13 protein-coding genes are annotated in these 10,719 nt (G+C 61.8%); 8 read left to right on the top strand and 5 right to left on the bottom strand.

Annotated features, from left to right (window positions below):
* The first annotated feature begins 76 nt into the window (after positions 1-76).
* The 3 genes from ABEH27_RS15280 to ABEH27_RS15290 all read left to right on the top strand — a co-directional run bounded on the left by ABEH27_RS15280 (position 77) and on the right by ABEH27_RS15290 (position 2,939).
* Positions 77-1,006: a dihydrodipicolinate synthase family protein gene (locus ABEH27_RS15280; protein WP_346614397.1), complete on the top strand. Its 930-nt coding sequence runs from the start codon at positions 77-79 to the stop codon at positions 1,004-1,006.
* A gap of 116 nt (positions 1,007-1,122) precedes the next feature.
* Positions 1,123-2,367, top strand: a complete 1,245-nt coding sequence (locus tag ABEH27_RS15285) for an OprD family porin (RefSeq protein ID WP_346614398.1) — start codon at positions 1,123-1,125, stop codon at positions 2,365-2,367.
* Positions 2,368-2,555: 188 nt separating this feature from the next.
* A complete protein-coding gene (locus ABEH27_RS15290; protein WP_346614399.1) occupies positions 2,556-2,939 on the top strand; it encodes a tautomerase family protein in 384 nt (127 codons plus the stop codon).
* A 3-nt stretch (positions 2,940-2,942) separates the two neighbouring features.
* On the opposite strand, the gene ABEH27_RS15295 is transcribed toward ABEH27_RS15290, so the two are convergent.
* Positions 2,943-3,827 carry a LysR family transcriptional regulator gene (locus ABEH27_RS15295; RefSeq protein ID WP_346614400.1) on the bottom strand — a complete coding sequence of 295 codons (885 nt, stop codon included), beginning with the start codon at positions 3,825-3,827 and terminating at the stop codon, positions 2,943-2,945.
* Positions 3,828-3,933: 106 nt separating this feature from the next.
* Between ABEH27_RS15295 and ABEH27_RS15300 the strand changes: the two genes are divergently transcribed.
* Positions 3,934-4,368: a GFA family protein gene (locus tag ABEH27_RS15300; RefSeq protein WP_346614401.1), complete on the top strand. Its 435-nt coding sequence runs from the start codon at positions 3,934-3,936 to the stop codon at positions 4,366-4,368.
* Between the two features lie 40 nt (positions 4,369-4,408).
* On the opposite strand, the gene ABEH27_RS15305 is transcribed toward ABEH27_RS15300, so the two are convergent.
* Entirely contained in the window at positions 4,409-4,564 is a 156-nt protein-coding gene (locus ABEH27_RS15305) for a DUF2986 domain-containing protein (RefSeq protein WP_346614402.1), read from the bottom strand.
* Positions 4,565-4,698: 134 nt separating this feature from the next.
* On the opposite strand from ABEH27_RS15305, the gene ABEH27_RS15310 reads away from it, so the two are divergent.
* Genes ABEH27_RS15310 through arsH form a run of 3 tightly spaced genes read left to right on the top strand, consistent with a single transcriptional unit; the run spans position 4,699 to position 6,270 of the window.
* Positions 4,699-5,046 (top strand): metalloregulator ArsR/SmtB family transcription factor, encoded by a 348-nt coding sequence (locus ABEH27_RS15310; protein ID WP_346614403.1) that lies wholly within the window; start codon positions 4,699-4,701, stop codon positions 5,044-5,046.
* 37 nt (positions 5,047-5,083) lie between these two features.
* The gene (locus ABEH27_RS15315; protein ID WP_346614404.1) at positions 5,084-5,554 is read left to right on the top strand and encodes an arsenate reductase ArsC; all 471 of its coding nucleotides are present in this window, start codon (positions 5,084-5,086) and stop codon (positions 5,552-5,554) included.
* Between the two features lie 14 nt (positions 5,555-5,568).
* Positions 5,569-6,270: an arsenical resistance protein ArsH gene (gene arsH / locus ABEH27_RS15320; protein ID WP_346614405.1), complete on the top strand. Its 702-nt coding sequence runs from the start codon at positions 5,569-5,571 to the stop codon at positions 6,268-6,270.
* Between the two features lie 38 nt (positions 6,271-6,308).
* Here the strand turns inward: arsH and ABEH27_RS15325 are convergent, their stop codons facing one another.
* The 3 genes from ABEH27_RS15325 to ABEH27_RS15335 form a co-directional block, all read right to left on the bottom strand.
* The gene (locus tag ABEH27_RS15325) at positions 6,309-6,944 is read right to left on the bottom strand and encodes a LysE family translocator (RefSeq protein WP_346614406.1); all 636 of its coding nucleotides are present in this window, start codon (positions 6,942-6,944) and stop codon (positions 6,309-6,311) included.
* A gap of 80 nt (positions 6,945-7,024) precedes the next feature.
* Entirely contained in the window at positions 7,025-7,225 is a 201-nt protein-coding gene (locus tag ABEH27_RS15330) for a DUF1289 domain-containing protein (RefSeq protein ID WP_346614407.1), read from the bottom strand.
* A gap of 113 nt (positions 7,226-7,338) precedes the next feature.
* Positions 7,339-9,504 carry a methyl-accepting chemotaxis protein gene (locus ABEH27_RS15335; RefSeq protein ID WP_346614408.1) on the bottom strand — a complete coding sequence of 722 codons (2,166 nt, stop codon included), beginning with the start codon at positions 9,502-9,504 and terminating at the stop codon, positions 7,339-7,341.
* 294 nt (positions 9,505-9,798) lie between these two features.
* On the opposite strand from ABEH27_RS15335, the gene ABEH27_RS15340 reads away from it, so the two are divergent.
* Complete coding sequence (locus ABEH27_RS15340; protein ID WP_346614409.1) at positions 9,799-10,461, top strand: class I SAM-dependent methyltransferase; 663 nt, start codon at positions 9,799-9,801, stop codon at positions 10,459-10,461.
* Positions 10,462-10,719: the final 258 nt, after the last annotated feature.

Here is a 10,719-nt window from a genome sequence, read left to right on the forward strand (position 1 = left end):
CCAGAAAGTACAGACCTGTATTTTTTGCGCCCCCGCACGCGTCAGTGGCGGCATTTCATAACCAAGAGGAAACATCATGAGCACTAAAAACACCCTGGATCTCAAAGGCCTGGTTCCTGCGCCGGTGACCCCATTCACCCGTGAGGGCCAGGTGGACTACGACGCCATTCACAAGCTGGGGGCCTGGCTGGCCAGTTTCGACGGCGTCAAAGGCCTGGTGGTGCTGGGCCACGCCGGTGAAGGCACCTTCCTGACCCAGGCTGAACAAGGGCGCGTCATTCAAGCGTTCAAAGAATCCTGCGGCGGCCGCCTGCCGATCATTGCCGGTATTACCGGTGAAGGCACGCAAGTGGCTGCCGAAGAAGCGAAGCGTGCCGTAGATAATGGTGCCAGCGCCGGGCTGGTCTACCCCTCCCACGGCTGGCTGCGCTTCGGCTACCAGAAAGGCGCAGCACAAGACCGTTACAAGGCAATTTATGAAAACAGCGGCCTGCCGTTGATCCTGTTCCAATACCCGGATGCCACCAAAGCCACCTACGACCTTGAAACACAGTTGGAAATCGCCAAACAACCCGGCGTCTTCGCCATGAAAAACGGCGTACGCAACATGCGCCGCTGGGACACCGAAATCCCGGTGATCCGCAAAGAAGTGCCTGAACTGCAGATCCTCACCTGCCACGACGAATACCTGTTGCACACCATGTTCGACGTCGATGGCGCGCTGGTGGGTTACGGCGGCCTGACCCCAGAGCCTCTGATCGACTTGATCGCTGCCGGCAAGCGTCGCGACTACCCGGCTGCCCGCGCCATTCACGACAAGCTGCTGCCGGTGACCCGCAACGTCTACCACCGTGGCTCGCACATGGAAGGCACCGTGGCCCTGAAGCACGGCCTGGTTGCCCGCGGCATCCTGGACCATGCCACGGTACGCTCGCCGCTGCTGCCACTTGCCGAAGGCGCAGATCGTGAAATCGCCGACGCACTGCGTTCGGCTGGCTTGATCTGAACGAACCCTTGGCGCCTGGCCCAGGCGCCGCACTCAACCACTGAGACAAACAAGGCCCTGTGTTGACAGGGCCTTGTCACCTCCTGAACCCATCAATAAAAATAACAAGGGTTGGCATGTTGAAAATACACGCGGGTTCGCGCATCACGGTATTAGTGATTCCCTTCGCCATGGGCGCTGCGCAGGCTTATGGCAATGACTTCATCGACAACACGAAAGCGACGCTAACGACCAGAAACTTCTTGTTCGATAGAAACTTCACGTCACCGAACACCCCTCAACACTACGCACGCGAGTGGACACAAGGTTTCATCTTCGACCTGAAATCCGGCTTCACCTCAGGGCGTTCAGGCGTGGGCATCGATGTGCTTGGCAAATATGCCATCAAGCTCGACGGCGGCGCGGGGCATTACGGCGCGCTGTTGCTGCCCAAAGATGATGACGGACGCCCCGCACGCAACTTTGGCCGACTGGGCATCGCCTTCAAAGCGAAGTTTTCAGCCACTGAACTGAAAGCGGGTGAATGGATGCCCAATCTTCCTCTTGTTACAGCAGATGACTTCCGCGCGCTGCCGCAAACGTTCAGGGGCGCACAGCTTGCCTCTGAAGCGCTCAAGGACTGGAGCCTGTACGCTGGCCAGTTCACAAGCACCAGCTTGCGCAACGACTCTTCGATGGAAGACCTGGCGTTCGCAAATGCCCGCTCGGATGCCTTCCGATTCGTGGGCGCTGACTATCGGCTACCCACGCAAAAGACCCAGTTGCGCCTGGCGTCAGGGCAGCTGAAGGATATCTACGAGCAGCACTATGTGGGCCTGATGCAAGGTTGGCAGCTCGCGCCCGGGATAGCACTGAACGCAAACCTTGCCTATTTCCAGGGCAGCGACGATGGGCGCGCAAAGGCAGGGCGCCTGCACAACAAGACGGCGTCCGCACTGATCGGCCTCACTGTGCGGCAACACACCGTGAGCATCGGCCTGCAGGATGTCAGCGGTGATAGCGGATGGATGAGAATCACCGGCACCGGTGGCAGTTACCTGGCCAACAACACGTTCAACCATGCGTTCGATAACGCCAGGGAAAAATCCTGGCAGGTTCGCTATGACCTCAACTTCGTGGGTTATGGCATCCCGGGCCTGACATTCATGACGCGCTACGTGCAGGGCCGCAACGTGAAGACATCGGCCGTGGACAATGGCACGGAATGGGTCAGGGAGACGGAGATCGGGTACGTGATCCAGAGCGGGGCGCTGCGAAATGCATCAGTCCGCTGGCGCAACGCGAGTGTTCGCCGTGGCTTCAACGCCAGCGACTACGATGAGCACAGGGTGATCATCAGTTATCCGATCGATATCTTCTGACATCTGGCCTGGCCAGTCTTGGCTGTTTTGTAGCCGCGGCAAGGCCGCTCCCACAAAGCCCGCGAGCGCCGCAGTGGCAGCGTTCAAGCAAGGTCGCCATCGATGATGATCGGCCAGCGGCGGTGGCTTGCGTTGGCTAAGCTCGCAGGTGAGCTGACCTGCCAAGCTTTCAAGCCTAGGAGCCGCCCATGCCTCTGGTACGCATCGACATCAGAAGACACCCCGACCCCACTCACCTGCAGAAGCTGGGTGGCGTCGTTTACGCCGCCCTCAAGCAAACGATCAATGTCCCCGATCACGACAACTTCCAGGTGCTGACCGAGCACGACGGCGACCGCCTGGTGTATGACCCTCAGTACCTGGGCATCCAGCGCACCGATGGCCAGGTGTTCATCCAGATCACGCTCAGCGAGGGGCGTACGGTCGAACAGAAAAAGGCGCTGTACCTGGCCATCGCCGAAGGGCTCAACCGCGAAGCCGGGGTGCGTATGGAGGATGTGTTCATCAACCTGGTCGAGGTACGCAAAGAGAACTGGTCGTTTGGCAACGGCATCGCCCAGTATGCCCTTTGACGCTCACGCGTTCAGGTGGTCATGCAACGCCTCGCCCAACACCTCGAACACCTGAGCGATACGCTTGACCCGGCGCAGGTCGCTGTGCATCGCGATCCACACATCGACCTCGAAACCGAAGCTGTCGGGTAGCACGTGGGTGAGCCCCTGCTGTTTGCCGATGCAGGTCGGGCACAGGCCGAAACCCAGCCCAGCCTTCAGCGCAGCGAGCTGGGCCAGATGATTGTCGGATGCTACGGCGAAATACTGGTCCGGCTCACATAGCCCTGTTTCAACCCACCGGCGCACATCGGCCGAGCGCCGGTCAGGGCCGATCAGCGGGCCGCGGCGCAACGCATCGAGGTTTTCAGGTTTACCGTAGCGCTGCAGGCACTCGGCGCTGGCATGCACGCCGATGCGCAAGCTGCCGACGCGCCTGACGGTGATGTCGGCTTCAACCGGGCGCAGCAGGCGCACGGCAATGTCCGACTGCAGCCTGGCGATGTCTTCAAGCGCGTCGCCGATGCTCAACTCCAGCTTCACGCCGGTGTGGCGATGATGAAAGTCGCGCAATAACCCAGGCAGCACCTCGACGCCCAGCAAGTTGCCACAAGTTACCCGCACCGTGCCGCTGTCGGTGGCCGTTTCGGCGCTGGCCATGCGGCTGAACGCCTGCGCAGCATGGTCCATACGCTCGACATGCTCGATCAGCCCGCGCGCCGCGGTGGTCGGCGTGAGGCCCGCAGGCGTGCGGGTGAACAGGCTCAGGTCCAGCGAGCGTTCCAGGTGGTCGAGCCGGCGCCGCGCCGTGGCCTGGGCAATCCCCAGCAGCTTCGCCGCGCCGCTCAGGCTGCCGGAACGCAGCACCGCCAGAAACACCCGCTGGCTTTCCCATTCAAGCCCGCTCATACATTCTTGACCAACGGCTGCTCCCTTTTCGCTCTTCTACCGGGGGCGGCCAACGAGGATGATGCGCCCCTGATTCATCTCGGACGCCATTGTAAGGACTAACATCATGCGATTCACCGGTCATTGCCGCTGCGGGCAACTCGCGCTCGAAATCGAAGCCGCTGCGCGCCCTCCCCTGTATGCCTGCCACTGCCTCAATTGTCAGCGCTGGAGCGGCAGCGCGTTCGGCCTGCACATGCTGTGCGTGGCGTCAGCGGTGCAGCTAACCGGGGAACCCAGCACCTACACCCATGAACATGAGGGGCAGACGTCGACGCAATATGCCTGTGGCGTTTGCCATACCCGCATGTTCAACGAGACGACAGCCGCGCCCGGCATGCGGGTGGTGCGCGCCGGCGTGCTGGAGGGCGCAGCGCACCTCACCCCTGTCGCGCATATCTGGACCCGACGCAAACAGCAGTGGGTAACCCTGCCGGACGGCGTTGCCCAGTGGCAGGAAACACCAACAGCCGAAGCCTTCGCGGCTGCGTTGATGGGGTGAGACACCTGGGGTAGCGGCCGCCAGGCAGGCGGCCTCAGCCCTAGGAAACGGTGCTCTGCTCGGCTGCAGCCTGCGCCTCCATCTTCAATCGGTCGGCCTTGCAGATGTACTTGGGCTTGCTCTTGGGCGCCAGCTTCGCCGCGGCTTTTTTCTGGTGGGCTTTCAGTAGCTGGTTGATTTTTTTGCGACGGTTCATGGTGACACTCGGTTTACAGGTTTGATCAATTGGCATCATACGCGTGCGCGTAACCAACATCACATTGCGGATGAGGGCTTGCGATAGAAATCCGAATATGCGTATATACGCATATTCACATATATGGATGCCCCATGATCACCCCTCCTGAAGTCTTCAAGAGCCTGGCAGACGAAACCCGTGCCCGCGCGACGCTGCTGATCGCCAGCCAGGGCGAGTTGTGCGTCTGCGAACTGATGTGCGCGCTGGATGACAGTCAGCCGAAAATCAGCCGGCACTTGGCGCAACTGCGCAACAGCGGCCTGTTGCTGGACCGTCGTCAAGGCCAATGGGTCTATTACCGCCTCAACCCTGCCCTGCCGGCTTGGGTGGGCGAGATGTTGCACGTCACGCTGCAGGCCAATGCCGATTGGCTGGCGCACGACTGCGCACGCTTGAAAACCATGGACGGGCGTCCCGTCCGTGAAGCCACCTGCTGCTGAGCCCTTTGACGCCGCCACACAGCGGCAGGAGTTATCGATGCGAGTGTTGTTCATGTGCACGGCCAACAGTTGCCGCAGCATCCTGTCCGAAGCGCTGTTCAATCACCTGGCGCCGGCAGGCTTTGAAGCTGTCAGTTCCGGCAGTTTTCCCAAAGGCCAGGTATTGCCGCGCAGCCTCACCACGCTGCAGCAGGCGGGTATTTCGATCGACGGCCTTGGCAGCAAAGGGAACGATGCCTTCGAAGGCAACCCGCCAGACCTGGTCATCACAGTCTGCGACAAGGCAGCCGGCGAGACTTGCCCGGTGTACTTCGGCGCTGCCCTGAAGGCGCACTGGGGGCTTGAAGACCCGTCCGACGTGGCAGGGGACGATGCACAGATCAACGCCGCTTTTGTCGCCACGCTGCTGCGCATCGAAGTGCGCTGCAGCGCCTTCTTCGCGCTCGCCTTCGACCAGCTCGGCCCTCAACAACTCAAGCACGAGCTGGACCGCATCGGCTCGCTCTGAACAGGTACAACTGCATGCACAATGAATTGCCCAACCTCGACCTTTCCCTGCTCGGCGATGCCCCACCCGAAACCCGCGCCAGCAACCACAAGCCGCGCATCTTGCTGCTGTACGGCTCCACGCGAGAGCGTTCGTTCAGCCGCCTTCTGGTAGAGGAAGCCGCCCGCCTGCTGGAGCACTTCGGTGCGCAGACCCGCATCTTCGATCCATCGGGATTGCCGCTACCCGACGATGCGCCAGTCGAGCATTGCAAAGTGCAAGAGTTGCGCGACCTCATGCAGTGGTCGGAGGGCCAGGTGTGGTGCTCACCAGAGCGTCACGGGGCGATGTCTGCCGTGTTCAAGGCGCAGATCGACTGGGTGCCATTGGCGCTGGGTGCCGTTCGCCCCACCCAGGGCAAGACGTTGGCGGTGATGCAGGTTTGCGGCGGTTCGCAATCGTTCAACGTGGTCAACCAGCTGCGGGTGCTGGGCCGCTGGATGCGCATGTTCACCATCCCTAACCAGTCTTCGGTGCCCAAGGCGTATCTGGAGTTCGACGAGGCGGGGCGAATGAAACCCTCGGCCTACTATGACCGGGTTGTCGATGTGATGGAGGAACTGCTGAAGTTCACCCTGCTGCTGCGCGATCGCAAGGACGCGCTGGTGGACCGCTATTCCGAGCGCAAGGAAAGCGCCGAGCAGCTGTCGGCGCGGGTCAATCAACGTTCCATCTGAAACCCTGGCCGTAGCGCGGCTGAACCTCGCTCCTGCGCTCAGCTGGCCTGGCGGCGCATGGCCAGAATCGCGGCACCGAAACCGATGAAGGTGGTACCGACCACGCGGTTGACCCAGCGCGACGACTCAGGCCGGGTCAATACCCCTTTAGCCCGCGCGGCCAGCGCGGCATAGAGGCTCAGAGACGCCAGCGACAAGGCCACGAAGATGCCGGTCAGGGCCAGAAACTGCGGCAGCAGCGCGGCGCTCTGGTCGATGAACTGCGGGAACAGGGCGGTGAAGAACATCGTCGCCTTGGGGTTGGTCACGGCGGTCAGGAATGCCGACTTGTACAGTTTGAACGGGGTGGGCTTGCTGGCACTGGCCTCTGCAGTGCCAACCGGGGTCGAGGTTTTTTTCAGCAGTTGCCGGGCGCCGAGGTAGAACAGGTAGCCTGCGCCGATGACCTTGACTGCGTTGAACAGCATTTCGGAGCTGGCAAGCAGCGCCCCCAGGCCAAGCATGGCCGCCGCCGACAGGCAGAACAGGCCACTGCCATTGCCCAGCGACGACCACACCGCGCTGCGCTGCCCGTGGGCCAGGCTGTTGTTGATGGCCATCAGGGTGGCGGGACCCGGGCTGGCGATGGCGATCGCGGCAACCAGGGTGAAGGCGAGAAGCGAGTGCGGGTCCATGTTGCATGGCTCGTTGAATACGGAGCGTGCATCTTACCTGAGATCCAGGCGCAGCTTTACAGGCGGTGACGAGTAATGAATCAGTCGCTGCCCTTGCGCTTGGCGCTTTTTTTGACGATGGCCTTCATTCGCGTGGCGGCCCGCTGCACCGTGGCCATTTTCTCCGGGCGCTTCATGCCGCGCCACTTGCGTATCTCATCCCGCGTTCGGCCACAGCTCACGCACAGCTCGCTGTTGAGCTGGCAGAGCGAGACGCAGGGGTTGTCGATGTCCTTGGCCATGGGCGGCTCCGTTTGCGGGGTGCGGATGGTAACGCAAGGCAGCAGCGTTGGGTGAATCGCAAGTAGACCGCCGCCCACAAACTCGCGCCCAAGTCATCGAGCCACACTGCAGTTCACGCCGCAGCCACCCGTTCGATATCGCTGCTGACCTCGAACTGCCCTACCAGCTTTTGCAGCTTGTTGGCATTGACCTTCACCGTCTCTGCACTGTTCTGCAACACCACCGCCGTCTGGCGCATTTCGCTGGAAGACTGGTTGACCTGCTCGATGGTCTTGCCATATACGAGGCTGCGCCTGTGAAGCTGCTGAATGATCGCGAACATGCCTTCCACCGCTTGATGCAACTGTACGTTTTCCGACGACGCACCTTCAGCCAGGCGCAGGCTGTCATCGACGTTCTGCACGCCCTCCTCCATGAAGCTCACTGCTTGTTGGGTTTCGTTCTGCAGGCCTTCGACTTTTTCCCGGATTTCATCGGCGGCGCGCGCAGTGCGCAGGGCCAGGCTGCGTACCTCATCGGCCACCACTGCGAAGCCGCGGCCATGTTCACCCGCCCGCGCGGCCTCGATGGCGGCATTGAGGGCCAGCAGGTTGGTCTGGTTGGTGATGTCGCTGATCAGCCCGGTGATGTTGCCGATCTGCGTCATCCTGCTGTCGAGCGACTGCACGCTGGAGGCTGAGCGCGCCACCACATCACGAATCGACTGGGTGCCCTCCTGCACCGCCAGGTATTGCTCACGGGCACGGCTGACCACCTCATCCATGGCCTGTTTCATCTGCTCGGCGCTGACCGAAGCTTGCTGCAGTTCGCCCAGTTGATCCTCCATGATGATCATCATCTGGTGCACTGCATCGGCTACCTCGGCAGAGCTGACGCTCGCCTCCTGGCTGCGCCCCAGCATCATCTGGTTGGTGGCGCCCACCGTGCGGCTGGCCTTGACCACTTGCCCCACCACTGAATCGAGGCGGTCGATGAAGCTGTTGATCCAGCGCGCCATGTCGCCGGTCTCGTCATTGGCCATGGCCGTGGTGTCCAGGCGTTGGCGCAGGTTGCCTTCACCCTCGGCGATGGTCCGCAGCACCCCGCTCATGTCATTGAGCCTGGCCGCCAGCCTTCGGGGCCCGACCACGCTGAACAACAGCGTGGCCCCCAGCATGCTCAAGGCTGCCAATGCATCGTTCAGCCCTTGGGCCAGGCCGGCGTAGTGTTGCACCAGGAAGTTGCAACCGAACAGCCCGGCCATGATCGCAATGTACGGTTTCATCAGCCCGTAGCTGAGCGAGCGCCGACGGTAGACTTCTTCCAGGTCGGCTTCACACATCATCCCCCAACGGTCCGGTGAACCGGGCAGCTGGAACGTCACGCCTTTGCCCACTACCGGTACATGGCGGTAGTCGGAATAACCGGGGGAGGTGACGAACAGGTTGGCGCCGTGGCGGATGGTTTCCCGCACGCCGGGGTGAAGCTGCTGCGTGGCCGGGTCGGTGAAGCGCAGCTCAAGCTCCGTATGGCGTTGAACCTGCACGGTGGCCCAGCGCGTATGCACCCCGCTCTTGAGGTTTTCGCCCTGGGTGAACGTAGCGTCTTCGAAACGCGAGCGTGACAACGCGGTGCCCGGCTGGACTGCAGGGTCGAAGCGCGAGTGCGCCATGAACAGGTAGTTGTCGCCCGACTCGGCGAAGATGTGCCCGGCCTCACGCTGGATAAGGTCCCCCAACACATCGTTGGGCACCCGGCCACAGAGGCAGCCGACCACCTTGCCGTTGGCCTTGAGCGGCTGATAGAACATCAAGGTGACTTCATCGTGAAAGCGCGACGACGAAGGGCCAATCTGCAGGGTCAGCGGGTCCCTGTAGGGGCCGTGCAGGAACGCTGCCTTGAGCCCTTCGGCCACGGCTGCGGTTTGCTCGACCCGCTGCTTTTCGCGTTGCGGCCAGGTCGAGGCGATGACCGTGCCGATGCAGTCGATGACGAACAGTTCCGAGAAGTCTTCAGCCTGCGCAAGCTTGCTGTGCAGTGCCTTACTGTCGAGATTGGCGAACCCCGGCGTCAGGTGATCGGCCAGTTCGCTCAAGTGCTCCCACTGTTCACGGGCCCAACTGTGCAGCAACCGCATGCGGGTCTGGGCGATGGCTTCAAACGTTTGCTCGATCACGGGGTAGCTGGCCCGGTTGAGCCAGCAGGCCCAGCCCATGCTGAGTTTGCCTGTTTTCCCCAACCAGGGGAGCCAACGCTTTTCGCTTGATGACAACGGCATGGAACTACTTGAAAGCGACATTATCTTCACCACATGCGACATGAAAATGGCAAAGTGACAGCAAGGAGTGCGCCAACTCGTATGCATGCTAACGATTTCGACGTTTGGGCTACGCAACGCACATGTGCTGCGCACCAATTAGGTGCTTCGATCACACCGAGCGCCCATCCGGAGCGACGCGCCGTCAAGCCGCAGCAGGGGCTGAGCAGCCTGGAGCTGGCGAATATGTGAACCCCGCGTGGCGGTGGCTGGCGGGGGTAGCGGGAGCCGCTCCGGGGCATTTATGCTTGGTGAACGTCACGCCAGGATACCGCCATGCCGTCCATTGAAGCCGACTTGCAGCTTAGCTGGCAGCTCAATGCCAAAGCCTGGATCGACGCCGTTCGCGGCGGCGCCATCGAAAGCCGCCGGCAGGTCACCGACCAGGCCATCCTGCTGGCGATTCTCGGCCGCCAGCCTGAACGCGTCCTCGATCTTGGTTGCGGCGAAGGCTGGTTGCTTCGCGCCTTGGCTGACCGGGGCATCGATGCTGTCGGAGTGGACGGTGATGCTGTGCTGGTCGAAGCGGCGCGCGCAGCCGGTTCGTCAGCGGTTCATAAAGCCAGCTATGAACAACTGGCCGCTGAAGAAGTGGACATTGGCGGCGACTACGACCTGATCTGCGCCAACTTCGCCTTGCTGCACCAGGACATCATCCCCCTGCTGGCGGCGATGAAAGCGCTATTGGCCCCAAGCGGCACGATGGTGATCCAGACCCTGCACCCTTGGAGCATGGCGAACGGGGATTACCAGGATGGTTGGCGCGAAGAATCGTTTGCCGGGCTTGCCGGCCAGTGGCAGCCGATGCCGTGGTATTTCCGCACCTTGGCCAGCTGGTTGAATGCGCTGGATATGGCGGGGTTGCGCTTGGTGAACTTGCAGGAGCCGCAGCATCCTCAAAGTGCTGTGCCGCAATCTTTATTGTTGGTCGCTGAATAGGTGCTTTGCTGCGCCGCCCATTCGCGGGGCAAGCCCGCTCCCACAAAACAAACGCTAACTTACTGATATGGCGGGGATCCTGTAGGAGCGGCTTCAGCCGCGAACACCGGCGAAGCCGGTGCCATCCACCACGGCGCCTGCTTCGCGGCTGAAGCCGCTCCTTGTATCTCGACTTTCGCCTCCCAAGAGGCGAAAGTTCTCGACTGATCATCGAGGGAAGGTCTTGAAGCGGAGCCGCTCCTAGGGCATCGAGCCCGT

This window comes from Pseudomonas sp. P39-UII1 (assembly GCF_039672635.1).
GTDB lineage: Bacteria > Pseudomonadota > Gammaproteobacteria > Pseudomonadales > Pseudomonadaceae > Aquipseudomonas.

What these genes read in the sequence shown, in the direction of transcription:
- ABEH27_RS15295 (WP_346614400.1), bottom strand. Translation starts at nt 3,827, where the DNA reads ATGAGCGGGCTTGAATGGGAAAGCCAGCGGGTGTTTCTGGCGGTGCTG.
- ABEH27_RS15340 (WP_346614409.1), top strand. Translation starts at nt 9,799, where the DNA reads ATGCCGTCCATTGAAGCCGACTTGCAGCTTAGCTGGCAGCTCAATGCC.
- ABEH27_RS15325 (WP_346614406.1), bottom strand. Translation starts at nt 6,944, where the DNA reads ATGGACCCGCACTCGCTTCTCGCCTTCACCCTGGTTGCCGCGATCGCC.
- ABEH27_RS15300 (WP_346614401.1), top strand. Translation starts at nt 3,934, where the DNA reads ATGCGATTCACCGGTCATTGCCGCTGCGGGCAACTCGCGCTCGAAATC.
- ABEH27_RS15280 (WP_346614397.1), top strand. Translation starts at nt 77, where the DNA reads ATGAGCACTAAAAACACCCTGGATCTCAAAGGCCTGGTTCCTGCGCCG.
- ABEH27_RS15330 (WP_346614407.1), bottom strand. Translation starts at nt 7,225, where the DNA reads ATGGCCAAGGACATCGACAACCCCTGCGTCTCGCTCTGCCAGCTCAAC.
- arsH (WP_346614405.1), top strand. Translation starts at nt 5,569, where the DNA reads ATGCACAATGAATTGCCCAACCTCGACCTTTCCCTGCTCGGCGATGCC.
- ABEH27_RS15305 (WP_346614402.1), bottom strand. Translation starts at nt 4,564, where the DNA reads ATGAACCGTCGCAAAAAAATCAACCAGCTACTGAAAGCCCACCAGAAA.
- ABEH27_RS15290 (WP_346614399.1), top strand. Translation starts at nt 2,556, where the DNA reads ATGCCTCTGGTACGCATCGACATCAGAAGACACCCCGACCCCACTCAC.
- ABEH27_RS15335 (WP_346614408.1), bottom strand. Translation starts at nt 9,504, where the DNA reads ATGTCGCTTTCAAGTAGTTCCATGCCGTTGTCATCAAGCGAAAAGCGT.
- ABEH27_RS15315 (WP_346614404.1), top strand. Translation starts at nt 5,084, where the DNA reads ATGCGAGTGTTGTTCATGTGCACGGCCAACAGTTGCCGCAGCATCCTG.
- ABEH27_RS15285 (WP_346614398.1), top strand. Translation starts at nt 1,123, where the DNA reads ATGTTGAAAATACACGCGGGTTCGCGCATCACGGTATTAGTGATTCCC.
- ABEH27_RS15310 (WP_346614403.1), top strand. Translation starts at nt 4,699, where the DNA reads ATGATCACCCCTCCTGAAGTCTTCAAGAGCCTGGCAGACGAAACCCGT.